Source organism: Bradyrhizobium sp. SOJA106 (assembly GCF_059448745.1).
Map to the genome: position 1 here is coordinate 5,200,526 of NZ_CM182549.1, position 23,090 is coordinate 5,223,615.

At 65.1% G+C, this 23,090-nt stretch carries 26 protein-coding genes; 11 read left to right on the forward strand and 15 right to left on the reverse strand.

Going from position 1 to position 23,090, the window contains the following annotated elements; all coding sequences use genetic code 11:
* Positions 1-19: 19 nt before the first annotated feature.
* Entirely contained in the window at positions 20-1,306 is a 1,287-nt protein-coding gene (locus tag AC5V87_RS24310) for a polysaccharide deacetylase family protein (protein ID WP_495371936.1), read from the forward strand.
* A gap of 4 nt (positions 1,307-1,310) precedes the next feature.
* Here the strand turns inward: AC5V87_RS24310 and AC5V87_RS24315 are convergent, their stop codons facing one another.
* The gene (locus tag AC5V87_RS24315; protein ID WP_456838011.1) at positions 1,311-1,685 is read right to left on the reverse strand and encodes a hypothetical protein; all 375 of its coding nucleotides are present in this window, start codon (positions 1,683-1,685) and stop codon (positions 1,311-1,313) included.
* Positions 1,686-1,942: 257 nt separating this feature from the next.
* Here AC5V87_RS24315 and AC5V87_RS24320 point away from each other — a divergent pair, with 257 nt between their 5' ends.
* A complete protein-coding gene (locus AC5V87_RS24320) occupies positions 1,943-2,200 on the forward strand; it encodes a hypothetical protein (protein ID WP_456838010.1) in 258 nt (85 codons plus the stop codon).
* A 209-nt stretch (positions 2,201-2,409) separates the two neighbouring features.
* Here the strand turns inward: AC5V87_RS24320 and AC5V87_RS24325 are convergent, their stop codons facing one another.
* The 6 genes from AC5V87_RS24325 to AC5V87_RS24350 form a co-directional block, all read right to left on the reverse strand.
* Complete coding sequence (locus AC5V87_RS24325) at positions 2,410-2,598, reverse strand: hypothetical protein (RefSeq protein ID WP_456838009.1); 189 nt, start codon at positions 2,596-2,598, stop codon at positions 2,410-2,412.
* 11 nt (positions 2,599-2,609) lie between these two features.
* Entirely contained in the window at positions 2,610-2,939 is a 330-nt protein-coding gene (locus AC5V87_RS24330; protein ID WP_456838008.1) for a four-helix bundle copper-binding protein, read from the reverse strand.
* Between the two features lie 133 nt (positions 2,940-3,072).
* On the reverse strand, positions 3,073-3,975 hold the full coding sequence (locus tag AC5V87_RS24335; RefSeq protein ID WP_456838007.1) for an NAD(P)/FAD-dependent oxidoreductase: 903 nt from the start codon (positions 3,973-3,975) through the stop codon (positions 3,073-3,075).
* Positions 3,972-5,048: a flavodoxin family protein gene (locus AC5V87_RS24340; protein WP_456838006.1), complete on the reverse strand. Its 1,077-nt coding sequence runs from the start codon at positions 5,046-5,048 to the stop codon at positions 3,972-3,974. Before AC5V87_RS24340 ends, AC5V87_RS24335 begins: the two co-directional genes overlap by 4 nt.
* Positions 5,049-5,114: 66 nt before the next feature.
* Complete coding sequence (locus tag AC5V87_RS24345; RefSeq protein WP_456838005.1) at positions 5,115-5,315, reverse strand: hypothetical protein; 201 nt, start codon at positions 5,313-5,315, stop codon at positions 5,115-5,117.
* Positions 5,316-5,317: 2 nt separating this feature from the next.
* Positions 5,318-5,524, reverse strand: coding sequence for a hypothetical protein (locus AC5V87_RS24350; RefSeq protein ID WP_456838004.1), 207 nt, complete (start codon positions 5,522-5,524; stop codon positions 5,318-5,320).
* Positions 5,525-5,845: 321 nt separating this feature from the next.
* Between AC5V87_RS24350 and AC5V87_RS24355 the strand changes: the two genes are divergently transcribed.
* Positions 5,846-6,130, forward strand: a complete 285-nt coding sequence (locus tag AC5V87_RS24355) for a hypothetical protein (RefSeq protein ID WP_495367986.1) — start codon at positions 5,846-5,848, stop codon at positions 6,128-6,130.
* 29 nt (positions 6,131-6,159) lie between these two features.
* Here the strand turns inward: AC5V87_RS24355 and AC5V87_RS24360 are convergent, their stop codons facing one another.
* The 5 genes from AC5V87_RS24360 to AC5V87_RS24380 form a co-directional block, all read right to left on the reverse strand.
* Positions 6,160-6,360, reverse strand: coding sequence for a hypothetical protein (locus AC5V87_RS24360; RefSeq protein ID WP_456838002.1), 201 nt, complete (start codon positions 6,358-6,360; stop codon positions 6,160-6,162).
* A gap of 472 nt (positions 6,361-6,832) precedes the next feature.
* Positions 6,833-7,579 carry a Crp/Fnr family transcriptional regulator gene (locus AC5V87_RS24365; RefSeq protein ID WP_456838001.1) on the reverse strand — a complete coding sequence of 249 codons (747 nt, stop codon included), beginning with the start codon at positions 7,577-7,579 and terminating at the stop codon, positions 6,833-6,835.
* Complete coding sequence (locus tag AC5V87_RS24370; protein ID WP_495367987.1) at positions 7,579-10,749, reverse strand: CheR family methyltransferase; 3,171 nt, start codon at positions 10,747-10,749, stop codon at positions 7,579-7,581. The genes AC5V87_RS24365 and AC5V87_RS24370 overlap by 1 nt, the downstream gene beginning before the upstream one ends.
* A 240-nt stretch (positions 10,750-10,989) precedes the next feature.
* On the reverse strand, positions 10,990-11,259 hold the full coding sequence (locus AC5V87_RS24375; protein WP_456837999.1) for a hypothetical protein: 270 nt from the start codon (positions 11,257-11,259) through the stop codon (positions 10,990-10,992).
* Positions 11,260-11,269: 10 nt separating this feature from the next.
* The gene (locus tag AC5V87_RS24380) at positions 11,270-12,277 is read right to left on the reverse strand and encodes a chemotaxis protein CheB (RefSeq protein ID WP_456837998.1); all 1,008 of its coding nucleotides are present in this window, start codon (positions 12,275-12,277) and stop codon (positions 11,270-11,272) included.
* Positions 12,278-12,367: 90 nt separating this feature from the next.
* Here AC5V87_RS24380 and AC5V87_RS24385 point away from each other — a divergent pair, with 90 nt between their 5' ends.
* Positions 12,368-12,772, forward strand: coding sequence for a response regulator (locus AC5V87_RS24385; protein ID WP_456837997.1), 405 nt, complete (start codon positions 12,368-12,370; stop codon positions 12,770-12,772).
* Between the two features lie 62 nt (positions 12,773-12,834).
* Positions 12,835-13,026: a hypothetical protein gene (locus AC5V87_RS24390; protein WP_456837996.1), complete on the forward strand. Its 192-nt coding sequence runs from the start codon at positions 12,835-12,837 to the stop codon at positions 13,024-13,026.
* 350 nt (positions 13,027-13,376) lie between these two features.
* On the opposite strand, the gene AC5V87_RS24395 is transcribed toward AC5V87_RS24390, so the two are convergent.
* The gene (locus AC5V87_RS24395; protein WP_456837995.1) at positions 13,377-14,159 is read right to left on the reverse strand and encodes an SDR family NAD(P)-dependent oxidoreductase; all 783 of its coding nucleotides are present in this window, start codon (positions 14,157-14,159) and stop codon (positions 13,377-13,379) included.
* A 174-nt stretch (positions 14,160-14,333) separates the two neighbouring features.
* On the opposite strand from AC5V87_RS24395, the gene AC5V87_RS24400 reads away from it, so the two are divergent.
* The 6 genes from AC5V87_RS24400 to AC5V87_RS24425 all read left to right on the forward strand — a co-directional run bounded on the left by AC5V87_RS24400 (position 14,334) and on the right by AC5V87_RS24425 (position 20,099).
* Complete coding sequence (locus AC5V87_RS24400) at positions 14,334-15,509, forward strand: zinc-dependent alcohol dehydrogenase (RefSeq protein WP_456837994.1); 1,176 nt, start codon at positions 14,334-14,336, stop codon at positions 15,507-15,509.
* Positions 15,510-15,520: 11 nt separating this feature from the next.
* Positions 15,521-16,054 carry a hypothetical protein gene (locus AC5V87_RS24405; RefSeq protein WP_495367988.1) on the forward strand — a complete coding sequence of 178 codons (534 nt, stop codon included), beginning with the start codon at positions 15,521-15,523 and terminating at the stop codon, positions 16,052-16,054.
* A gap of 17 nt (positions 16,055-16,071) precedes the next feature.
* Positions 16,072-17,673 carry an alpha-amylase family glycosyl hydrolase gene (locus AC5V87_RS24410; RefSeq protein WP_495367989.1) on the forward strand — a complete coding sequence of 534 codons (1,602 nt, stop codon included), beginning with the start codon at positions 16,072-16,074 and terminating at the stop codon, positions 17,671-17,673.
* Positions 17,674-17,830: 157 nt separating this feature from the next.
* Positions 17,831-18,010 carry a CsbD family protein gene (locus AC5V87_RS24415; RefSeq protein WP_495367990.1) on the forward strand — a complete coding sequence of 60 codons (180 nt, stop codon included), beginning with the start codon at positions 17,831-17,833 and terminating at the stop codon, positions 18,008-18,010.
* 51 nt (positions 18,011-18,061) lie between these two features.
* On the forward strand, positions 18,062-19,174 hold the full coding sequence (locus AC5V87_RS24420) for a DUF305 domain-containing protein (protein ID WP_495367991.1): 1,113 nt from the start codon (positions 18,062-18,064) through the stop codon (positions 19,172-19,174).
* Positions 19,175-19,319: 145 nt separating this feature from the next.
* Positions 19,320-20,099, forward strand: a complete 780-nt coding sequence (locus AC5V87_RS24425) for a Crp/Fnr family transcriptional regulator (RefSeq protein WP_456837990.1) — start codon at positions 19,320-19,322, stop codon at positions 20,097-20,099.
* A 20-nt stretch (positions 20,100-20,119) separates the two neighbouring features.
* Here the strand turns inward: AC5V87_RS24425 and AC5V87_RS24430 are convergent, their stop codons facing one another.
* Both AC5V87_RS24430 and AC5V87_RS24435 read right to left on the reverse strand, forming a co-directional pair.
* Entirely contained in the window at positions 20,120-20,728 is a 609-nt protein-coding gene (locus AC5V87_RS24430; protein WP_456837989.1) for a cysteine hydrolase family protein, read from the reverse strand.
* A 23-nt stretch (positions 20,729-20,751) separates the two neighbouring features.
* The gene (locus AC5V87_RS24435; protein WP_495367992.1) at positions 20,752-23,073 is read right to left on the reverse strand and encodes an FdhF/YdeP family oxidoreductase; all 2,322 of its coding nucleotides are present in this window, start codon (positions 23,071-23,073) and stop codon (positions 20,752-20,754) included.
* Positions 23,074-23,090: the final 17 nt, after the last annotated feature.

Sequence of the window (23,090 nt, forward strand, 5' to 3'; positions counted from 1 at the left end):
AATGAGGCAGACCGAGTTCATGATCGGGCGTAGCGTTGTTTTCCGGACGCGATCGTCGGCCGTCCTTGGCGCAGTGTTGGCATTGCTGAGCACCGCGTCAGCGCCGGCGCTGGCGGCCGAATGCCCCGGACATCCGGGCGCGCTCGGGACCTCGCGCACCCTCGTGGTCGATCCGCGCGAGCATCCGCGCATCGGCACGATGCAATACCGCGAGACGCTGCCGCTGAAGGACCATGAGGTCGTGCTGACCTTCGATGACGGTCCGCTGCCGAAATATTCCAACCAGGTGCTCCAGATCCTCGCCGACGAGTGCATCAAGGCGACCTTCTTCATCATCGGCCAGCAGGCCAAGGCGAACCCCGAAGGCGTGCGCAAGCTGGTGGCGGCGGGCCACACCGTCGGCACGCACAGCATGAACCATCCGCTGACCTTCGACCGGATGCCGGCCGAGAAATTCGAGCCCGAGATCAACGGCGGCATCCAGTGGACCTCGGCGGCGATGACCGATCCGTCAAAGCTCGCGCCGTTCTTCCGCATTCCCGGGCTGATGCGCGCCGAGGGCGTCGAGAACTATTTGATCTCGCGCGGCATCCAGGTCTGGAGCGCCGATTTCCCGGCCGACGACTGGCGGCATGTGTCCTCCGATCGAGTCTACCAGCTCGCGATGCAGCGGCTGGAAGCCAAGGGCAAGGGCATTCTGCTGCTGCACGACATCCAGGCGCGGACGGTGGCGGCGCTGCCGAAGATCATCCGCGACCTCAAGGCGAAGGGCTATCGCATCGTGCATGTGGTGCCGGCGAGTGCGGACCAGCCGGCGACGCCGACCACCGCGGTGGAATGGCTGCTGCATCCGCCGACCGAGACGACGCCGATCGCGCGCTGGCCGGCCGTTCCGAACTTCGTGTTCACGCAGAGCAAGATGCTGCCGGCGCCCTCGCTCGCCGATCTGAACCCGGAAGCCGCGCATGAGCCGCTGCTGCCGCACCGGACCAGGGCCCAGATGGATGTCGCATCCACCCTCGCCGCGCCGGGCCGCGATCTGTTCGCGATCCCCGAGGGCTCGGTCGAGGTGCTGCTGTCGACGACCTTGTCGCGGCGCGCCGCGACGCGGCTGGCGATGGCAGCCGAGACGCCGCGTGCGGCCAAGGGGCGTGCGGCCATGGGTCCTGCGAAGGACACCGCCGCAAAGCCGCTGGGGCGCAACACCGCGCAAGCGGCGCAGGCCGCACCGAAGCGTGCGGCGCAGGCCAAGGGCACCACGCCCCGCGCGACCCGGATTGCGACCGGCGTGAAGAAGCGCGCTTGAGTTGCTATTGCCGCATGATGGCGGCGACGCAGAGCAGCACGATCAGCGCCAGGAAGAACAGATCCATGTAGGACTTGAGCTCGCCGTCGCGCCGCAGCCGTGCGACGTCGGCGACGATCTGCTTGCGCGCCGCGGTTCCGCCCGAGCCGTCGTTGATCGGCGCCTGAAGGCGGCGCGTCTCGGCCTCCAGCTTCTCGATCTTCTGGAAGAAGTAGAACGCGCGCAGCGTCGAGGCCGCGCGCATGCCGGAATAGACCAGCACCAGAATCGCCAGGATCGCCCGGTTCGGATACTTCTCCATGAAATTCAGGCTGAAATAGACCATCGCCAGGAACGCGAAATTGGTGACGAAGCGGTAGACGAAGCTGAGGAAGACCATGCTGGCTCGAGCCTTGAGGGTGCGCAACCGGATCGGCTTACGGTTACGGGATCAGGAAGACCCAGAGCGGAACAGCCGGCCTGGACGCCGTGCAGGTCCGTCTACGCCAACTTCGTTTCAACAAAGATACCACCGCCCCGCAACCCGCCGCCTTTTAGCCGTGCGCGGCCACAATTCAAGCCGGGAGCCCAGCCGCCGCCAATGGAGATTTCGCCGAACTCGCGATAGACTGGCCCGGCCAAATGTGGGGTCTGCCGATGCCGAAGAAGGGAATCACGGGCCACGACGAATGGGTTCTGACCGAGGCGCTCGCGACCGCGCTGGTCGCGCTGGAGCAGCTCGAACCCAAGCACAGGCCGAACGCGCATATGGACGATCTTCGCAAGATGCTGTCGAACGGCAAGGAGCCGGCGGCGGTGAGCCTGCACCTCGCCCAGGCCAAATGCCGCCTGTTTCCCGAGCTCGATCCGCTGGAGATCTACCGGGAATACGGCATCGGCGAGGAATATGGCTGAGGCCCGCGCGCCGCGGTACGGACGCGTCGGCTGCGAGTTGAAGCGCTTAACGATCGCGCCTCAAAGCGCGATGAGATTTGGATGAATCGTCATCGCGCGTCAGGTTGTTGTTTACGCATGATCTCCGCGCAAACGCGTTCCGCGTTTGTCGCGAGGGAAAACCGCTTCGCACTTTGCGCTAACGCGGCCCTTCGGGTCCGGATCATGCTTTAGGGTCCGCCCGCAACCGACCCTGCGATCACCATGGCGAGCGCGGCAAGATCGATCCTGCCGTTGACGATCAGCTCCTCCGAGCCTTTCGCCTCGCTGCCGCCCTGGACCTTGAGCGCCTGCGGCCGGTTCGCCGCCTGCCGTTCCAGCTCGCTGATGATGGCTTCCTTGAGCTTCTCTTCCAGCATGGGCTTGTCCCTCAGGCCGCCATCGCGCGGCAGGATTGCGCGCAGGAGCGGCACATCGCGACGCACTCGTCCATGCCGCCGATCCGCTCGCAATCATCCGCGCATTCGTTGCAGATTTCCGCGCATTCGCCGCAGCTATGCCGGTGATGCGGCGTGTTGATCAGCATGAAATGCGCGGCTGTTCGGCAGATTTCGGCGCAGGCCATCATCAGGCGGAAATGTTTTGGCTCGACGTGCTTGCCGCCGGTCTCGAGGCAGTGGTTCATCGCGGTGCCGAGGCAGGTCTGGTAGCAGCTCATGCAGAGCGCGATGCAGCGGGTCATCTGTTCGGATTGAGCCATCCGTTCTCTCCAATTGCGCCTTCGATGCCGCCCTGCCCGCTCACGCTCAACCAAGGCGCGGCTTCGATCGTTCCTGCCCGTCGGCCGATTGTGACTGCGGGAACCGCGCATTGCTGGCGCAGGGCCGCGCTTCTCATGCCAGGCGCGGCGGCAGGCTGTTGTGGATGGTGCAGGCGGCAATTGCGGCGTGGCCGAACGCGACCGAGATCTGGTGCAGGTCGGTGACGACGTCGCCGATGCCTAGGAGCCCGCTGACAGAGGAGCGCTGATGATCGTCGACTTTCAAGTAACCGTCTGCGGTATGCTCGGCGCCGAGCGACACAGCGAGCTTTGAGCGCACCTCTGCGCCCATCGCGGGATAGACCAATTCGAATTGCGCCGTCCTTCCGTCCGCGAAAACGGCTTCAATCCTGTCCGCCGTCCGCCTGAGGCGCAGGTCGGGCGCGAACACCACCTTCACACCGGCTTCAGTCAGCCGCGACATCGCGGCCTCGTCGTCACTCTGCTCGATTGCGAGCAGCGTCACGTCGCGCGAGTAGCCGCGTAGGAACAGCGCCTTGCCGGCGGCGGTGCCGAGCGGGCCGACGACGCCGATGCGGCAGCCGCGCGCCTCAAAGGCGTCGCAGACCGGACAATACCGCAACTGCCCCTCCGCAACGGCGGCGCGCCATTCGTCGAACGGCGGATGGGTGTCGACGATGCCGCTGGCGAGAACGACGGTGGCGGCCTCATGCGCGCCGCCGTGCCAGCTCGCCCGAAAACCGTGCGCTTGCCGGTCCAATGCCGTGACCTCGGCCTCGACACGCGTGACGGCGAGCTCGTCCAGTTGCGCCGACATGCGCGCGATCAGCTCGGCGCCGGATAGGCCGTGGACGAAGCCGGGCACGTTATGACTGCGCGGGATCAGCGCCGCCCGGCTCGCGCCGCTATCCACGACAAAGACGCGGCGGCGGAAGCGCGCCAGATAGATCGCGGCCATCATTCCGGCAGGGCCGCCCCCGATGATCAGGCAATCGATCGATTGTGCACCGGTCATTTGGGATTCGGATCCTGAAGGCCGGCGCCGGGCTCCCCAAGGCGCCCGCTCCGCGCCAGCTTGACCGCATTGCCGAGCGCGCGCGCCGCATTCACGACCTGCCGCTGAAACTCACTGTCCTCGTCGAGCTCGCGGTGCGAGGTGGCGTATTGCTCCATGTAGCCGAGATAGCCGTCGAGCTCGGCGAAGCGGCCTGCCGAGATCAGGTGCATGTCGGTGAGCCAGTCCGACAGCGCCCGGCGCACACCCTCGGCACCGACGGAGTCGCCGTGAACCACCAGGCCAAAGTGACGGCCGGCGAGATGGCGCGGATAGGACCAGCCCTTCAACTCGATCGCCTTGGCTTCCTTGGCGGTCTTGCCGTGGGTCGAGGTCGGATCGGGATTGCCGCCGTCGGCACAGACCATGCGGTCCATCATCGCCTTGAGCCCGGCGGGCACGTGATACCAGTTCACCGGCGTCACGATCAGGATGCCGTGAGCCGCGACCCAGAGCGGATAGATCTCATTCATCCAGTCGCTGGTCTGACCCAGCGAATAGTTCGGATAGCAGCTGCACGGCCAGTGGCAGAGCGGCATCGCGGTCGCGACGCAGGACTTGCAGGGATGGATGGTCTTGCCGAACTCGGAAGCGAGGCGCGACAGGTCGAGGATGTCGACGGCAAACCCCATCTCGGTGAAGACCGGCTCGGCCAGCTTGACGAGGCGCCATGTCTTCGACATCTCGCCGGGACAGGTATGCTCGCTGCGCGCCGAGCCGTTGATGATGAGGATGCGCGGCGTTTCGTTCGCATCGTCATGCCGCCGCTGCGCCGCCAGCACGGCGGCGCGCGCATCGAGCCAGTCGAGGGCGATATCGTAGTCGGGATCGGCAAATCCGGGGCCGGCCTTGCGCGTCAGCGGCGCCTTGCGCGAATGGCTGTAGGCGTCCCAGGCGGCACTGACGATGGCGTCGAGCTCGCGCCCGAGCGGCGCAAAGGCGGGATCGATGAACTGGCTCTTGTAACGGTGCTCGAACTCCTCGCGCGACAGCTTGACCGGCGGCATCCCCTTGCGAATGTCGGCTTCCGTCATGCTGGCTCCTCGCGAAGTCGGTCTGATGCGACCAACCCGGGGCGCCGCGCTCGGTTCCGCTCGGCTCTACTGGCGCACGACCTCCGGCGGCAGATCGAATTGCGCGATCCGCTGGTCCAGCCGCCACAGCTCGATGCGGTGGACCAGAACGAGCGCCGCGGCCTCGCGCTTGGCCTGCTCGTCATTGTCGCAGACGAGATTGATGCAGCCGAACACATGCCCGTCCGGATCGATCTGGAAGGCGCGATAATGCTTGATGCTCCGCATCGTCATTCTCCTCGCCTCGGGTAGACGGGCGCGCTGAGCCAGTCCGTCAGGTTCGAGGTCACCTCGTTCTGCTTGGCGCGTCGCAGCAACATCTCGCGCTCCTTGCCGGGCGGCAGGCTGCGCGCGCGCTCGCGGGCGCTTTCGGCGAATGCGGTCAACCGCTCCTGGAGCGATTGGGTCTGTTTCCTACGATTACGCTTTGCGGTCATTTGGCCTATCGCGATGATTTCGGATCGAGGAAATCGGCCCCGGCGGGGGATCGGGCGCCGGGGCCCAAGTCGTCTGTCAGTCGAGTCGGCTGCCGGGTCAGGGGCGGCCCTGTCCGGCAGCCTTTGTAGCTTCCGCCGCGATCTCGGGTTCCGGCATTTCAGTAAGTTAACGCCGCATGATTTTACAAAGGGTTGGCGCACCGCAGCACTGGTCCGGGGACAGCACGAATGCGCGCCGGGCGGCGGCGCATTGCGACAACGAATGCGCCGGAACCGAAATGCTGATTCGCCTGTTCACGACGGGTTTGAAGGAGGATCATCATGGCGAAAGCAGCATGGAAACGGCCGGGCTCACCGATCGGCCGCAAGGGTCCACGCAAGGCCAATCCCGCGTACAAGCGGCGCACGCGCCAGCCGTGGACGCCTGCGGATGTGAGCAAGTTGAAGCAGCTCGCGAAGGGAAACACCCCGACGGGCGTGATGAGCATCAAGCTTCAACGCCCCGTCGCGGCCATTCGCAGCAAGGCGCAACGCGAAGGGATTTCGCTGAAACCCATCAACCGCTCGCCCTACAACCGGCGGACCAAAGTGGCGACGCGGCGTTGACCGGGGGCCCAGCCCTGGCACCGCGGAGTTCAGTCCGGCGGCTGCAATCCCGGCGAGCGCAGCCACTCGCTCATCTGCGACCCCGTCTCCGCCTGGCGTGCCTTGCGCAAGATCTCATCGCGCGCAGCCCCGGGCGGAAGCGATTTGGCCTGTTCGCGCAGCCGCTCCGCTTCGGCAGCCAGGCGCGTTTCCAGCAAGTCCGTTTGTCTGTGTCGACGCCGTGTCAGCATGAGGCGTTCTCCGTGACCATGAGGCGGAGCGCGCCGTTGCGTTCCTGTCACTGGTGGTCGCCAACGCCGGATCGGCATGGCGGATCATCAACGCCCCGGGCACCGAACGGTTGCTCGGGTTCCGCGATTAGTCTGCCTTGACCTCATCAGGCTCGTCTCTTCTCGATTGTCGCGATGGGCCTTGATCTCGGAACGCACCATCGCGCTGTCCATCACCGCAAGTCGCGCTGCAGCCAAGGTCCGGTCGTGCTGCTGCGTCACCTGCCTGTGCTGGTCGCGGAGAATGCGGCTTGCTTCGATGGCGCGGGCCGCACGGGCAAAGAGCGCGTTTTGCATGGCCCGTCATAGGAGCAGCAGCCGCATCCCGCCTTTGCGTAAGTTACTCAAACGACATCATCAGCTCAAAACTCTCGCGCCCGCTAACCTGGATCAAGATCGGGAATTGGCGCGCCGCCCTTCGAACATAAATCAGTCAGCTGCGCCGATAGAGTTGCAAATAGCTCGGCGAGAACAGCGCGGCGTCCTTGAGTGCGTCGAGATCGTTGATGGTCAGCATGCGATCGCGCAGCACGATCAGGCCGGAGGCGCGCAGCTCCTGGACGGTCCGGTTCAGGTGGACCACCGACAGGCCGGTGGCGTCGGCGAGATCCATCTGCGTGATCGGCATGATGCAGGAATTGCCGTCGATCATGCCGACGGGGCGAAGCCGTTCGAAGATTTCGCAGAACAGATGCGCCACGCGCTCCAGCGCGACGCGGCGACCGAGATTGATGGCCCATTCACGTTGGATGGCGGTATTGACCAGGGTTTCGCACAAGAATGCGTCCGCGAGCGCCCGATCGCCCGCCACCAGACTCTCGAACCGCGGACGCTTGATTTCGGCATAGACCGCCGGCGTCAGCGTCGCGATGGAATGATCCATCACCGAGAGCAGGAACGCATGCGCATCGCAGCTCTCGCCGGGGAAGATGAAATTGACGATCTGGCGCCGGCCGTCCTCGAGCGTCTTGTAGCGGCAGAGCCAGCCCGACAGCACGATGCGGACGCTATCGACGGAATCGCCCTCCGAGATCAGGTCCTCGCCCGCTCCGGCGCGCTGCAGGCCTTCGAGCATGGCATATTCGAGCGCTGCGCGGGCTTCGGCCGACAACGGCCTCAGCGCGCTCAGCCGGCGAATGACCGGCTCCACCAGGCTTCGATCGGAGATCGACAGGGTCATCAGCCAGCCACTACGGGTGTGTGGAATGCGCGCCTGCTGAGGGGAATAGTGATCGTGCATTGCAGCCCGGACGGATTGAATGCCATCGTGGTCTGCCCCTTGAACTCGAACGCCAGCGTGCGCTCCAGGAGCTCCGTGCCGAAACCCTTGCGCGGCGGCGGCGTGACCTTTGGCCCGCCGCGCTCGCGCCATTCGAACACGAGCTCCGCCGGCTCCGTGCTCTCGTCGAGGCGCCAGGAGATTTCGATGCGCCCGGTCGGCTGGCTCAGGGCGCCGTATTTCAGCGCGTTGGTCGCGAGCTCATGGATCGCGAGCGCGAAGGTCTCCGCCGCCTTGGGCTGGAAGCGCACCTTGGGGCCGGAAAGCCGCATCTGCTCGCCTTCGCGGGCGTTATATGCGAGCAGCTCCTCGACCACGAGATATTCGAGGTCAACGCCGCCTTCGGGATCGCGGGTCACCAGCGCCTGGGTGCGGGCGAATGCGTTGAGCCGACCGTCGAGATGTGAGGCGTATTCTTCGACGGTGGTGCTGGAATCGGCCGAGCGGCGGGCGATCGAGCGCACCACGCCGAGCGTGTTGCGGACCCGATGCTGGAGCTCGGCCAGCAACAGGCGCTGCCGCTCCTCGGCGCGGGTGATCGCGGTGACGTCGATGAAGGTGATGACGACGCCCGCGATGAAATTGTCGATGCTGCGATAGGGCAGGATGCGCACGATGTAGCGCGTGCCGCTGTCCGGCGCGCTCAGCTCACGCTCGGCGGCGGCGAGCGTGCGCAGCACGCGGCGGATGTCGTCATAGAGCTCCTCGATCGGAATGCGCGCCTTGATGTGCGCGATCGGCCGGCCGGTGTCGGTCTCGACGAGATGCAGGACTTGCGTGATCGCCGGCGTGAAGTTCATCACACGCAGATCGTTGTCGAGGAACACCGTCGCGATCTGGGTGCTCTCGAGGAAATTCTTGAGGTCGCTGGTGGCGCGCGTCAGCTCCTGGACGCGGTGCGCCAGCTCGCCGTTGACGGTCGTCAGCTCCTCGTTGACCGACTGCAGCTCCTCGCGCGAGGTCTCGAGCTCCTCATTGGCTGACTGCAGCTCCTCGTTGAGCGACTGATATTCCTCGTTGGAGGATTTCAGCTCCTCGTTGGTACTCTCGAGCTCCTCGATCGTCGCCTGGAGGCGCTCGCGCGTGGCGCGCAGCTCACTTTCGAGCCGCTCGACATGTTCGGTGCGCACCAGCACGTTCGGATTGCCCTGGTTGGCCTCGATGGCACGGACCGGGCCGTCCTTGAACAGGACGACGAAATTGCGCTGGGCGCCGGCGCCCTCCTGGATCGGCTCGACGGTGATGTCGACCAGGACGCGGTGACCGTTCACGCCGAGCTGAACCTGCTCGGCATGGGCCGGTTCGCCCGTCTCCGCTGCGCGGCTGAGCGCGGTGCGCAGTTCGAGCCTGAGATCGCGATGCACGAGCTGCAGGAGGTCGAGCGTGGCCGCGCCCGCCGTCGGCTCGATGTAGCGGCCGGTGCGCCCCGAAAAGTGCAGGATCTGGAAATTGTCGTCGGTGATGACATAGGCGGGCGCATAGCGCTCCGCGATCCGCTGTGCGCGGCGTTCCAGGCCGACGTCGGGCCCGAACGAGCGCACCGGCGGCAGTTCGACCGGCTGCCTGCCCGCAGCGGTCGTGATCGGAAATTCCGGCGGCAGCCGTGTTCCGGTTTCCAGCTTCTTGAAGATACGGGCGCGGCGGTCGATCGGCGCGAATAACTTCGGGTGCCGCGTCACGTTCTCGGAATTGCCGAGGAACAGATAGCGCTCGGGCAGCAGCGCAAAATGAAACAGCGGGATCACCCGGTTTTGCAACTCGGCATTGAGATAGATCAGCAAATTGCGGCAGGAGACGAGGTCGAGCTTCGAGAACGGCGCGTCCTTGATGACGTTGTGCTGGGAGAAGATGCACATCTCGCGTAGCTCCTTGACCACGCAATAAGTGTCGCCCTCGCGCACGAACCAGCGCGCCAGGCGCTCGCTGGTCATATCGGCCTCGATGTTGGTGCGATAGCGGCCGACACGCGCGGTCGCCAGCGCCCGCCCGTCGATATCGGTGGCGAAGATCTGCACCTGCGGCGCCGAGTCCATCCGCGTCATGTGTTCACGAAGGAGGATGCCGATCGAATAGGCCTCCTCGCCGGTGGCGCAGCCGAGCACCCAGACGCGGACCTGCTGGCCCGCAGTCTTGCCCTCGAAGATCTTCGGGATGATCTTACTCTCCAGCACCTCGAACTCGCGCTTGTCGCGGAAGAACTCGGTGACGCCGATCAGGAGGTCGTTGAAGAGGTGCTGGGCCTCGTCCTTGTCGTTCCGCAGGAAATCGACATAGGCGGGAATCTCGTCGATCTGGACCACTTGCATGCGCCGCTGCACGCGGCGCAGGAAGGTGTTCTGCTTGTAGCCCTGGAAATCATTCCCGGTCTTGTTGCGCAGGATGTCGGCAATGCGCGACAGCGAGGTCGCGGCCGCCGCGAGCACCTCGTCAAAACCCTGCTTCTCGTCCAGGCGCCGCAGATGACGGGCGTAGACCTGGATATGTTCCGGGATGTCCTCGGGCGGCAGCACATAGTCGGCGATGGCGGCGGGCGTGTTGCTGTCGTGCAGGTGGTCGGCCTCTTCCTGGTTCACGACCTTCTCGGCGATGGCGAGGCCGCCATGATCCTTCAGCGTCGCGGTGCCGAGCGTGCCGTCGCCGCCGGTGCCGGCGAGAATGACGCCGATAGACTGCTCGGCGCGCTCTTCCGCCAGCGACACCAGGAAGCTGTCGATGGTGGCCCGCTCACCGGGGGCCTGCTCGGCCTTGCGGATCGCGAACCTGTCACCCTGGATCGTGGTGATCGTCCCCGGCGGGCACAGATAGACCGTACCGCCCTCGATGGCGTGGCCATCGCCGACATCGGCGACCCTGCCGCCATTGGAGCCCTGAACGATCCCGCGAAGCCGGGACTCGTCAAATGCCTCGTGATGCTGAAGCGCGAGCACGATAGCCTGATCCGCGCCCAGACTCAGCTTGGCGAAAAAGCGCTCGATGCTGTCCATCGCGCCCGGCGAGGCGCCGACCCCGATGATCAGAGGGGACTTGATCTGGCGCTCTCCATCGACCGGCTGGTCGCCGATTTCATTCATGGCTCTGGCAGCTTTCGTTCACCGACCGGCACCAACGGGGACCGGTTCCTGCAAATAGCAGAAATCGATATTACCCCAACAGATCAAAGGCAAAAATGTCTCGAAGTGTTTTGGGCAGCCCGCCGGGGCGTGGCGAGGTTCCGGTCCGGGAATCCAGGCGTGCCGGCTCGACAACGCCGCAGTGCGACGACAACGACCGCCGATGCGGCAGCGCAAGTGCCCGATTGAGGCCGAAAGCCGTCAAGCGCCCGGATCGACCTCTCGCTGGAGATATGCCACGCGCTCCTCGATAAGGACGCGATGGCGCTCCCACTCCACCAGAGTCTGCCTGAGCAACTGCACCAGCCGCTCCGCCTGACGCGTGTCGTGGCCGCCGGCTATGAGCTCACGAACGCGTTCTTCCTGGTCGCGGATGCGCTGCCAGCCTTCCTCAATGTCGTGGTCGGCCTTCACCAAAAGGCTCTGCTCGGCATTGAGCTGCGCGGTGCGTTCAGCAAGGGAGATGGCCATGGCGGAGCCTTCACGCCTCCCGTTTGCGAACCGGGGGGTCGAGCGATTGTAGCACGACGCGCCGGATCATGTCGGCATATTCGCGGTATTCGGCCGCGCGCGTCTCATACATCTCGGCAACCGCGGCCCGGCCGCTGCGCCGGCCGTCGGCGGCCATGCGCTGCACCAGCTCCGCCCGCTCCTCGATGATGCGCAGCGCGACGCGCAAGGCTTCATCGACCCGCCCTTCCTGCTCCTTGGCGAGTGCATCGGCGGTGAAGCCGTGCCCCACCTGGCAGCGGAAGCGCATCGGGCGCGCTTCCTTGACCTCAGAGAGCACGCCGCCGCATGCCGGGCAGGTCAGCGCGACAGGTTCGGCAATCGCGCCGAGATTGTCGCTGCCGACGCGCTCCCCGGCGGCAATTTCCACCTCGAGCCTGATCTCGGGCGGGATCGGCAGCGCCGCGCCAGCCGGCTCCCTGACGAGCTCGGACAGCACGTCGCCCATCGTGGCGCCGGGAACGCAGAGATCGACCGTGGTCGCTTCCATTGCGCGCCGCGGCATCTCGTCCGAAATTGCGTCCGCAGGGTCCTGAACCACGGCCATGCCGCCACAGCGCTTGATGGCGTTGAGGCCGGCCGCGCCGTCCGACAACAGGCCGCTCAGGAGCACGCCGATCACCCGCGGGCCGTGATAGAGGGCGGCGGAGCGGAACAGGGCATCGATCGCCGGCCGCACCATGTTCTCCCGCGGTCCTCGGCCCAGGAAAATGTGATCTCCGGACAGCAGCAGATGATGGTCCGGCGCACCCAGGTAGACCTGGCCTGGCTCGATTTTCATGCCGTTCTGGGCTTGCCGGACCGGGAGCGGCCCGGCACTGCCGGCGACCGTCGAGAGGATGCCGATGCCCTGCACCGGAATGTGCAGGACGACGAAGACGGCCGCGGGCAGATCTGCCGGCAGACGGCCCAGAATCTGCTTCAGTGGCGCGGTCGCTCCGGCCGAGCCCCCGATGACAATGATGTCGCGGTTGCTCATGGAACCGGCCTCCGATTGCATCGTTTGAAGTTTGCACCAAGGCGGGACAAGGTCTTATGTTCCTACAGAGTTGAAGCAACCGGAGGCACCATGGCGGCCCTATCTGCGTCATCGCATCGGCGCGCGCCGCTCACGGGACGCCGCATCCTCATCGTCGAGGACGAATATTTCCTCGCCGATGACATCGGCAGGACGTTCCGCAACCTTGGCGCCGAGGTCGCCGGTCCCGTCGGTCACCTCGCGGACGCGATGAAGATCCTGCACGACGGCAGTGTCCTGGATGCCGCCGTGCTCGACGTGAACATCCGCAGCGAGATGATCTTTCCGATCGCCCGCGAGCTGAAGGCGCGCAAGGTGCCCTTCGTGTTCACCACGGGATACGACAAGGTCACCGTCGGTGCTGAATTCCAGGACGTGCCGCTGCTGGAGAAACCGATCGATCTCCCGGCGATGGTACAAAAGCTGGTCGCGCTCATCGCCGATGCGCAGGCCTGACACGCAACGAGGCGTGTTCCTTCGCGGTCATTGCAAAAGGAGCAAGACAAAAGGAACGTTCGATGATCTACGCACCCGACATTACCGCCGACAAACAACTGCTGAGCCATTCGCGCCAGCTCGTTCGCGAGGCCATGGCGTTGCTACGCAGCAGCGATCATCTCGTGAGCGCGCTGCGCCTGCGCGACGGATTGGAGGAGGATCACGACGAGTCGTCATCCCGCGACGACAAGCGGGCCGGTGACGACCTGTGATTCGAGGGCGCCATTCGCCGATCAGAGCAAATGCGCGAAAGCGAGCCAAGCGGTCACCGCCAGGCAAAGGAGAACCGCAGCATAAGGCAGCGCGACGCGCAAGACAGGCCTCCCCGCTTCAGCTCATCATCATCCAGACGATGGCTACCAGCATCACGAGAAAGCCCGTGATTGCAGTCGCCACAAAGGCCTGTTCGATGCGATCCATTGCCATCGCAGCCCCCACCTACCACCTCGTGCAATCTGACGGCTTCGGAGGTCCTGCGCATTAGGCTATGTGAATCCGCGCGAGGCTTTGTCGGGCCGCGGAATCGGCCATCCCGCTTCTCAGAGATTGCGCCGACGGCGCGCTACGACTTCGCCGTGCCCGGCTCGGCCATCTTGCGGTGCTGCCTGGCCAGCATTTCGTTCGGCGTGACGTTGGCGATCGTGGTCTGGAGCTTGTTCTTCAGTCCGGTGACGATGTCCGCGTCGCCGCGCAGCATCGCATCGAAGCCGGCCTTGGCGACGTCATAGGCGCCATCCTTCGGTTCGGTGCCGACCTTGGTGTCCATCATGTCGGCGCGGCGGAAGAATTCGGTTTCGGTGGCGCCTGGCATCAGGCAGGTCACGGTGATGCCGCTGCCGCGCAACTCTTCGCGCAGCGCAAACGAGAACGAATCCAGGAACGCCTTGCTGGCGTTGTAGACCGCCTGAAAACTGCCCGGCGTGAAGCCGGCAATCGATCCCGTGATCAGGATGCGCCCGGAATTGCGCCGCAGCATCTCGTTGCCGGCGCGATGAATTAGGTAGAGCGTGCCGGTGATGTTGGTGTCGACGATGTGCCTGATGCGCCGGAAATCCTGATCGAGGAAGGCCTTGCCGAGGCCGACGCCGGCATTGGCAAGCAGCGCGTCGATCGGCCGGTCGCCCACGGCCGCGCAGAGCTTGTCGACACCTTCGGTGGTGGCGAGATCAGTCTCGACCGGCTCGACGCTGCCGCCGAGCCTGCGCAGATCGACGGCCACCCGTTCGATCTCGGGCTCGTCCGCCGCGATGACCAGATTGAAACCTGCTTGGGCGCAGCACCTGGCGAGCTCCAGGCCGATCCCGGTGGAGGCGCCGGTGACGACGGCGAGTTGATTGGCGGGCATGAGCGTGTTCCTTCGACGTCATTCTTGGAGGCGGGATGATCACGCCCAATCACTGCCCTGCGGTCTCGTTCCTATTTGCACGCGCCAGTGCGGTGCGAACAATTTGCGCGCCGCATAGCAACCATCGTTCATTGCTGGACTTAGATGCCTCGTGGTTAGCCGTGGAGGACGGACATGAAGGCGCTGGTTTGGCATGGCAAGGAGGACATCAGGTGCGACACCGTCACCGATCCTGAAATCCAGGACCCGCGCGACGCCATCGTCAAGGTCACGAGCTGCGCCATCTGCGGCTCCGACCTGCATCTCTTCCACAACTACATTCCTGGCATGCTGCCCGGCGACATCATGGGCCACGAGACCATGGGCGAAGTGGTCGAGGTCGGCTCGGGCGTCAACGGCAAGCTGAAGAAGGGCGACCGCATCGTCGTGCCGTTCACGATCATCTGCGGCGAATGCGACCAGTGCAAGCGCGGCAATTTTTCGGTGTGCGAAACCACCAACCGCAAACGTCATCTCGCCGACAAGGTGTTCGGGCACAGCACGGCGGGCCTGTTCGGCTATACGCATCTGACCGGCGGCTATCCCGGCGGCCAGGCCGAATATCTGCGCGTGCCCTTTGCCGACGCCACCCACATCAAGGTGCCCGCCGGCGTCCCCGACGAGCAATTGCTGTTTCTCAGCGACATCTTCCCGACCGGCTGGCAGGCCGCCGTGCAATGCGACATCGTTCCGACCGACACGGTCGCGATCTGGGGTTGCGGCCCCGTGGGGCAGATGGCGATCCGCAGCGCTATCCTGCTCGGCGCCAACCAGGTGATCGCGATCGATTGCCTGCCCGAGCGTCTCAGCATGGCGGAAGCCGGCGGCGCCACGACAATCAACTTCGAGACCGAGAGCGTGCTGGAGCGGCTCAAGGAGCTGACCGACGGCAAGGGGCCGGAAAAGTGCATCGATTGTGTCGGCATGGAATCCCACGTGATGGCTTCCCTGCCCGACACCCTGCTCGACCGAGCCAAGCAGATGGTGATGGCGGAGAGCGATCGGCCGCATGTGCTGCGCGAGATGATCTATGTCTGTCGGCCCGGCGGCATCCTCTCGGTGCCGGGCGTGTACAGCGGCTTTTCCGACATGCTGCCGATGGGCGCCTTCATGAACAAGGGTCTGACGATGCGGACCGGCCAGACCCACGTCAACCGCTGGACCGATGATCTGCTCCGCCGCATCGAGGAAGGCCAGATCGATCCATCCTTCGTCATCACCCACACCGTTCCGCTCGAGCAAGGCCCCGAGATGTACCAGGTGTTTCGCGACAAGCGCGACTCCTGCGTCAAGGTCATGCTGAGGCCCTGAGGAGCAAGCTCATGTTTCATTTCTCCAACATCGTGCGCACCAAGGGCGATCCGAAGATCATCGAGGGTGGGCCGAGCCTGAAACGGCCGGAAGACCAGCTCGCCCGCGCGCTCGGCTGGTTCAGCATCGGCCTCGGTGTCGTGGAATTCTTCGCGCCGCGACGCGTCACCGAAACGCTGGGCATGGAAGGCCGCGAGACGCTGGTGCGTGCCTTCGGCGTGCGCGAGATCCTGGCCGGGATCATGTCGCTCTCGGTCGACAAGAACGCTGGCCTGTGGGCGCGCGTGGGCGGCGACGGCCTCGATGCCGCCGCGCTGCTCTCGGGGCTGACATCAGACAATCCCAGGAAGGGCAATATCGCCCTGGCGCTGCTGATGGTCGGCGGCATCGCCATGCTCGACTACCGCGCGGCGCAGGACACCAAGCCGCGCCGGCCGCCGCGCGATGCACGCCGCAAGCTCTATCCGAACCGCAGCGGCTTCCCCAAGGGCATCGAGAAGGCTCGCAGCGCGGCGAAGCAGATCGCCGCGCACGCCAAAGCATGACGAGGTGAAGCGAGACGATGACTGAACGGTCCCGTGAAGCAGGTGCGTGGTGGGAATCCGCCGTCATCTACGAGATCGCGCTGATCTCCTTCCAGGACTCCAATGGCGACGGCAAGGGCGATCTCGCCGGCCTGATGTCGCGCATCGATTATCTGAAATGGCTCGGCGTCGACGCGGTCTGGCTGACGCCGATCTACAAGAGCCCGTTCCGGGATCTCGGCTATGACATCTCGGATTACTGCTCGATCGATCCTGCCTTCGGCAGCCTCGATGATTTCGACCGCCTGCGCGAGGCGCTGCACGCCGAAGGCATCCGCCTCATCCTCGATCTCGTTCCCAATCACACCGCGGACGATCACGCATGGTTCGTCGAGAGCTCCAGCTCGCCCAACAGCGCCAAGGCCGACTGGTACATCTGGGCCGATGCGGCCGAGACCGGCGGGCCGCCCAACAACTGGCTGAGCCGCTTCGGCGGAAGCGGCTGGGAATGGTGCGAGGCACGGCGGCAATATTACTATCATTCCTTCCTGGTCGAGCAGCCTGACCTCAACTGGCGCAATCCGCAGCTGCGCGCCGCGATCGCCGATGTGATGCGGTTCTGGCTCGACCGCGGCGTCGACGGCTTTCGCGTCGATGCCAGCGCGGTCCTGATGAAAGATGCGCTGCTGCGCGACAATCCACCAAACCCGCAGGCCCAGGGCAAACCGCCGCCGCAGCGTCAGACGCCTGTTTTCACCGACGACCGGCCGGAGACCATGAACTGCATCGAGTTCATCCGCGAGGTGATCGACGCCTATCCGGAGCGGCTGCTCTGCGGCGAGGTGCAGGGCAAGACCGACCGCATCGGTCACTTCTACGGCAACGACCGGCCGCGCCTGCATCTGCCGCTCAACTTCGCGCTGCTCGACGCGCATTGGGATGCGCTGTCGCTGCAAGCGGCGATCGACGCCTATTATAACGCCCTGCCCGACCACGCCTGGCCGGTCTGGCTGATCGGTGGCCACGACAAGCAGCGGATCGCGAGCAAGATCGGCGAAGCGCAGATGCGCGTGCTGGCGATGCTGCTGATGACGCTGCGCGGGACGCCGTTCCTGTATATGGGCGACGAGATCGGCCGCAAGCGGGTGCCGATTCCGCCCGATCGCGTCCGCGATCCCTTCGAGAAGCTGGTGCCAGGATACGGGCTGTGCCGCGATCCCGAACGCGCGCCGATGCGGTGGGATGACAGCGGCAATGGCGGTTTCAGCACCGGCGATCCCTGGCTGCCGCTGGAGCGTGATGGCGCGCTCAACGTGGCCGCGCAGCAGCACGACGAACGCTCGATCCTGGCGCTGTTTCGCGCGCTGATGACGCTGCGGCGTGAGCATGCGTGCCTGCGACAGGGCGGCTATAAGCCGCTGCGCGCACAAAACGACGTACTTGCCTACCGGCGAACCGATGGCCGGAACGAGATCCTGGTCGCCCTCAACATCGCCGCCGAGCCGCGCAAATGGCACTGGCGAGGCCATGGCCGCCTGCTGATGTCGACGCATCTCGACCGGCCGCCCGCGGCGCTGCCGGACGCCACCGTGCTGCTCCGGGGCAATGAAGGCGTGATCATCGCGCTGGAGACCCGGTGATCGCCGCAGGAACCATCGGCGCGCCGGCGAGTCTCATCAACGCTTCCGGCGTCCCCCCGCTGCCGGAAGCGCACCAGACCGCAGCCCCGGCGCTCCCACCTTCAAGCGCCGGGGCTCGCGGCGTGAGCCTGGAGGCAGGTCATATCGGAGGCAGCTCATGGGCAAGACCAAGGATCTTCGCGAGCGGATCGTCGGCAAGACGAGGCAAGCCGTCGGCGAGATCATCGGCGACCAGGATCTCCACGACGAGGGCAAGATGCAAGCCGAGCGCGGCCGCGACGAGCAGGGTCAGCCGAGCGAGCTCAATCCGCTGAAGAAGCTCAAGCGAGTCACGTGAACCGCCGTGCAGCCGGCCGTCTCCCTTCAACACACCGGCGGAAGCATCTCTTTGCTCTCCGCACGGTCGCGGCGTTCACGCTGGATCGCCGCTGCCGCGCTCGGCCTGATCAGTAGCAGCTTCTCGACCATCGTCAGCCAGCTCTTCGCCACCCGGATCGGCCGCGATGCGGCGGTCGACTGGATGACGGTCGCGGCCATTCCGGCGCGCGACTGGGCGATCAGCGCCGAGCCGTCGTGGAGCGCGATCCTCACCGGCATCGCCTTCCACCAATGGGCGGATTTTTCCTGGGCGCTGGTCTTCTTCGGCGCGCTCGGGCGCTGGACCGCCGATTTGCGGCCGCTGACGATCCTGCTGCTCGCGCTGCCCTGGGCGGTGTTCTCCTCGGCCATGGAATGGTTCGTGCTGGCGCCGCTGTTTCCGTTCTGGCAGCCGCTGTTCACGCTGCAACAGCCCTACTGGATCGGCTTGCTCGTCCACGGCTCTTCCGCCGTGATGTATCCCCTGTTCGCCGGACTGCGCTGGATGCCGGGCAACGCGCCGGCACGAGACGTGCGCTTCACCAATGCCTGGATCACCGGCGCGGTTGCCGTGCTTGCGATGCTCGGCACCATCGCGCTGCTCGGCAGCGTCGGCTACGAGTTGCCGTGGATGGGCCGCGACAAGGATGCCGACCAGGCCTATCTTCGCCACATGACGACGCACCACGCGCAGGGTATCGAGCTCGCGCAGATCGGCGCCGAACGCGCCCGCGACCCGCATCTGCGCAAGCTCGCGATGCTGATGGTCGCGAGCCAGACCGGCGAGAACAGGATTTTCGAGACCTGGTGGCTGAGCTGGTTCGACACGGACATGCCGGATTGCAGCACAGAGGAACGTGCCGCCATGCCGGGCTTCCTGACGCCGAACGAGATGCGCCAGATCAAGAGCGCGCCGGCCGACCAGTTCGACGCGCTGTTCGTCGCAGCGATGAGCAAGCATCACAGAGGCGCGGTCAGGATGGCTGACCAGATGTGGCACAGCCGCGGTGATCTGCGCCTGCGCATCATGGCCCATGCCATTCGCCACGAGCAGCAGGGCGAGATCGCGCTCATGCAAGGCGTGAATGGCGTTGCCGCTGTCATCACCGCCTTCCGCAACATGCGCGGTGACAACGTCAATTGAGCGCTGGGAACATCGGCTCGGCGAGCCGATTGGCGAACACAATTCCCAAACGGCCCATTCGCCGAGGCAAACGTATCAAAGGTTAATGCGTTCGGCCGTCCTTCTCAGTCAAAGTCCGGCACGGGCGGTGGGCATCGGACATCGCATGCAAGCAGGATTTGCTTACTCCAGGCTCGCCGATCGTCTGGCGAGCCTCGCCGACCTGACCGCCGACGATCTCGGGCTTCTCGCGGACATGCCGAGCGGTATCGCGCATGTCGGCGCACGTCAGGCCATTCTGCGGCATGGCGACGAGGCGACCCAATGCTGCCTGGTGCTGCAAGGCTATCTGTCCTGGCAAAATACCGAAACCCAGGACGGGCAGATCACGTCGATCTGCGTGGCCGGCGACATCGCCAACCTGCACACGCTCTATCGTCCGCGCATCGACGGCAATCTGATCGCGCTCGGCCCCGCCGTCGTCGCGCTCGTGCCGCACCGCTTCTTTCGCGAGATGGCGGCGCGGTCGCCGGCGATATCGCACGCCCTGCTGCTGATGCTGCTTGCCGATCACGCCGTGCAGCGGAACTGGACGGTCAATCTCGGCAGCCGCGATGCATTGACGCGCGTGGCGCATCTGATCTGCGAGATCACCACGCGTCTGCAAATCGTGGGTCTCGCCACGGATTTCAGATTGTCCTCGCCCTTTACCCAGTCCGACATCGCGGCCGCCTGCAGCATCTCCGCGGTGCACGCCAATCGCACCATCCAGGAGCTGCGCCGCTGCAAGCTGCTGCAATGGCAGGGCAAGACCATCACGATCACCAATTGGCCGGGACTGGTCCGGCTCGCCGGCTTCGATCCGGCCTATCTTGGTCTGCGGTCCGCAAGGAGCGATGCGCGGCTGCCGCACCCGAGAGCGGTGCCGGCCGTCGCGCTCGCTTGAGCCGCTTCGAGGCGCGCCTTCTACGCGCGCCAGAACTCCGCAAGCTCTTCTGCGGTCACGAGGTCCACCTGGCCGTGGAAGCGGGTGCGATACATCGTCATCAGCGCATCGTGCCCGACGTCGGACGAGCTGCACAGCGCGTCTTCGACGATGACGACCCTGAACCCGAGATCGACGGCGCTCAGCACCGTCGACAGCACGCAGACATCCGTCTCCGCTCCGGTGATGACGACCGTGCCGACGTGCTTTGCGACCAGCAGGCGCGCAAGAGCGGGATTGCTGAACGCCGAATAGGCCGGCTTGTCGACGACCGCTGCGGGCGGAACGAGCCGGCCGAGCGCCGGCACGAGGTCGAGCGCGGAGGGCGGCAGGTGCCTGCGCGTAGCCTCACGCCAACGGTGAAAATAACTCTGCCACTGGCCGGGGCGATCTTCCGGATCCTGCGGCGTGATGAAGCGCGTAAAGATCGTTCTTTCCCGATAGCGCGACGCGATCGCGGCGATCGTCGGCAAAACCCGTTCCATCCACGGCGTCGCCCATAGGCCGCCGGGCGCGAAAATGTTCTGCATGTCGATGCAGAGGTGAGCGGCGCTGGTGATATCAGCAACTTTCGACGTGCCGTCCCTCATCCTCCGTCACCGCCAGCTCGCGTTCAACTCGCCGAAATCGAGGCTTCTGCACCGTCGATGATCTCGGGAAGGACGTCCTTGAACAGGCGTACCGGAACGGATTTGGCCGCGGGGACCTTGCTGCCCTCCGCGTAATGCCAGAGCGGCACGAGCACGTTGCATTCCGGATAGTAGCCCGCAATGTTCCTGCGCGGGATGGCGTAGGGCACGACCTGGAGCTCGCTCAGACTGCGCTCGACGCCGTCGCCCGCTTCCGTCACCAGCGTGACGGTGTCTCCCGCCTTCAGCCCGTCGTCCTCCATGTCGGCAGGGTTCATGAACACGACATAGCGGCTGCCCGCGATGCCGCGAAAGCGATCGTCCTCGGTGTAGATCGTGGTGTTGAACTGCCCGTCCGCACGCATCGTCATCAGCTCGTAGACGCCGTCGTTTTCGCGCGGCGGCGCGAAGGCCGCCTTCGGAACCGTGAAGTTCGCCTTGCCGTTCGGGGTCTTCCACTTCCGTTCGCGCGCCGCGAGCGGCCGCGCAAAACCGCCGGGCTCGAACATCCGCGCATTGAAGTCCTTGAACTGATCGGGATAGGTGCGCTCGACGGCGTCCCGAACCTTCGAGTAATCGCCGACCCAGGCGTCCCAATCGACATTGGGATTGGGCTTCAACGTCGCCTTGGCGAGACCGGCAATGATCGCCGGCTCCGACAGAAGATGTTCGGCCACCGGCCTGCGCTGGCCGCGCGAGCCATGGATGCAGGCGGTGGAATCCTCCATCGACACCGCCTGCGCGCCGCTGGCCTGCTCGTCGATCTCGATCCGGCCAAGGCACGGCAGCAGATAGGTGATCTCTCCCGGCACGAGATGGGTGCGGTTGAGCTTGGTCGCGATCTGCACCGACAGGCGCAAACGTGACCATGCGGGCTCCATCAACGACCGCTCGGGAACAGCACGGAGGAAATTGCCGCCGAGGCTGACGAAGCCGCGAACCTCGCCCTTCAGGATGCCCTCGCAGGCGTCCACCGTCGACAGACCATCCCATCGCGGCGGCTCGAAACCGTAGAGCTTGGCAAGCTTATCGAGCGGCACGAGCTTGGTCTTCTCGGAGATGCCGACCGTGCGCTGGCCCTGGACGTTGGAGTGGCCGCGGATCGGCGAGATCCCGGCCCCGCGCTTGCCGATATTGCCGCGGAGCAGCAGCAGATTGACGATCATCTTTGTCGTCTCGACGCCGTGCTTGTGCTGGGTGAGGCCCATGCCGTAGTTCGCAATCACGGCGTTCGCCGCCATGTAGGTGTTGGCGGCCGCGAGCATTGCCGACTGCGGCAGACCCGAGGCTCGCTCGATCTCGCTCCATTCCTGGTCGCGGCAGAACCTCGCGAACTCCTCAAATCCCGTGGTGTGCTGCTCAATGAAATCGACGTCGATCACGCGCGGCTCGCCGTACTTTACGGCGCGATCATCCGCCTCGATCACCAATTTGCAGATCCCGATGATCGCCGCAGCGTCGCCGCCGACTCGCACCTGATGATATTGCGAGCTGATGCGGGTCCCGCCCGCAATCATCTGGACAGGATTTTGCGGGTTCACGAAGCGCTCGAGGCCACGCTCGCGAAGCGGATTGAACACGACGATCGGCACGCCGCGCTGCGCCGCCTCCTGGAGCGGATGCAGCATGCGCGGCGCATTGGTCGTGGTGTTGTGACCGAAGAAGAAGATGCAATCGGTGGTCTCGAAATCCTCCAGCAACACGGTGCCGACGGGAACTCCGATTACCTCCGGCAGCGCCACCGACGTGGTTTCGTGGCACATGTTGGAACTGTCGGGGAAATTATTGGTGCCGTACATCCGGCCGAACAATTGGTACATGTAGCTCGCCTCGAGCGAGGCGCGACCGGACGTGTACATGATGACGGAATGCGGATCGAGCCGGTTCAGCTCCGCGCCGATCTCCCGGAAGGCCTCGTCCCAGCCAACCGGCAGATATTTGTCGCTGGCGCGATCGTAACGCATCGGCGTCGTCAGGCGCCCCTGCTCCTCCAGTTGGTGATCGGACCAGGTTTGCAGCTCGGCCAGCCTGTGCTGTGCAAAAAACTCCGGCGTCACGGTCTTGCGCGTGATCTCCCAGGCGGTTGCCTTGGCACCGTTCTCGCAGAACTCGAACGGACGCGGTTTTGCCGGCTTGGCCCACGAACAGCTCACGCACATGTAGCCATCGGGCTTGTTCTGCTTGAGCAGGATCTCGCTGCCGAGGATCGCGACCTCTTCCTGCGTCAGGATGTGAGCAACGGCGTTGAGCGAGCCCCAGCCACCTGCCGGACCATCATAGGTCTCGACCTTTGCCTTTTGCCGCATGACATGTCCTTCGATCG

Bases quoted from the DNA above. Each gene is read 5' to 3' on its own strand.
- AC5V87_RS24350 (WP_456838004.1), bottom strand. From the start codon at position 5,524: ATGACCGCAAAGCGTAATCGTAGGAAACAGACCCAATCGCTCCAGGAG.
- AC5V87_RS24370 (WP_495367987.1), bottom strand. From the start codon at position 10,749: ATGAATGAAATCGGCGACCAGCCGGTCGATGGAGAGCGCCAGATCAAG.
- AC5V87_RS24425 (WP_456837990.1), top strand. From the start codon at position 19,320: ATGCAAGCAGGATTTGCTTACTCCAGGCTCGCCGATCGTCTGGCGAGC.
- AC5V87_RS24405 (WP_495367988.1), top strand. From the start codon at position 15,521: ATGTTTCATTTCTCCAACATCGTGCGCACCAAGGGCGATCCGAAGATC.
- AC5V87_RS24435 (WP_495367992.1), bottom strand. From the start codon at position 23,073: ATGCGGCAAAAGGCAAAGGTCGAGACCTATGATGGTCCGGCAGGTGGC.
- AC5V87_RS24410 (WP_495367989.1), top strand. From the start codon at position 16,072: ATGACTGAACGGTCCCGTGAAGCAGGTGCGTGGTGGGAATCCGCCGTC.
- AC5V87_RS24325 (WP_456838009.1), bottom strand. From the start codon at position 2,598: ATGCTGGAAGAGAAGCTCAAGGAAGCCATCATCAGCGAGCTGGAACGG.
- AC5V87_RS24430 (WP_456837989.1), bottom strand. From the start codon at position 20,728: ATGAGGGACGGCACGTCGAAAGTTGCTGATATCACCAGCGCCGCTCAC.
- AC5V87_RS24355 (WP_495367986.1), top strand. From the start codon at position 5,846: ATGGCGAAAGCAGCATGGAAACGGCCGGGCTCACCGATCGGCCGCAAG.
- AC5V87_RS24390 (WP_456837996.1), top strand. From the start codon at position 12,835: ATGATCTACGCACCCGACATTACCGCCGACAAACAACTGCTGAGCCAT.
- AC5V87_RS24380 (WP_456837998.1), bottom strand. From the start codon at position 12,277: ATGAGCAACCGCGACATCATTGTCATCGGGGGCTCGGCCGGAGCGACC.
- AC5V87_RS24345 (WP_456838005.1), bottom strand. From the start codon at position 5,315: ATGCGGAGCATCAAGCATTATCGCGCCTTCCAGATCGATCCGGACGGG.
- AC5V87_RS24330 (WP_456838008.1), bottom strand. From the start codon at position 2,939: ATGGCTCAATCCGAACAGATGACCCGCTGCATCGCGCTCTGCATGAGC.
- AC5V87_RS24310 (WP_495371936.1), top strand. From the start codon at position 20: ATGATCGGGCGTAGCGTTGTTTTCCGGACGCGATCGTCGGCCGTCCTT.
- AC5V87_RS24365 (WP_456838001.1), bottom strand. From the start codon at position 7,579: ATGACCCTGTCGATCTCCGATCGAAGCCTGGTGGAGCCGGTCATTCGC.
- AC5V87_RS24395 (WP_456837995.1), bottom strand. From the start codon at position 14,159: ATGCCCGCCAATCAACTCGCCGTCGTCACCGGCGCCTCCACCGGGATC.
- AC5V87_RS24400 (WP_456837994.1), top strand. From the start codon at position 14,334: ATGAAGGCGCTGGTTTGGCATGGCAAGGAGGACATCAGGTGCGACACC.
- AC5V87_RS24375 (WP_456837999.1), bottom strand. From the start codon at position 11,259: ATGGCCATCTCCCTTGCTGAACGCACCGCGCAGCTCAATGCCGAGCAG.
- AC5V87_RS24315 (WP_456838011.1), bottom strand. From the start codon at position 1,685: ATGGTCTTCCTCAGCTTCGTCTACCGCTTCGTCACCAATTTCGCGTTC.
- AC5V87_RS24415 (WP_495367990.1), top strand. From the start codon at position 17,831: ATGGGCAAGACCAAGGATCTTCGCGAGCGGATCGTCGGCAAGACGAGG.
- AC5V87_RS24360 (WP_456838002.1), bottom strand. From the start codon at position 6,360: ATGCTGACACGGCGTCGACACAGACAAACGGACTTGCTGGAAACGCGC.
- AC5V87_RS24385 (WP_456837997.1), top strand. From the start codon at position 12,368: ATGGCGGCCCTATCTGCGTCATCGCATCGGCGCGCGCCGCTCACGGGA.
- AC5V87_RS24340 (WP_456838006.1), bottom strand. From the start codon at position 5,048: ATGACGGAAGCCGACATTCGCAAGGGGATGCCGCCGGTCAAGCTGTCG.
- AC5V87_RS24335 (WP_456838007.1), bottom strand. From the start codon at position 3,975: ATGACCGGTGCACAATCGATCGATTGCCTGATCATCGGGGGCGGCCCT.
- AC5V87_RS24320 (WP_456838010.1), top strand. From the start codon at position 1,943: ATGCCGAAGAAGGGAATCACGGGCCACGACGAATGGGTTCTGACCGAG.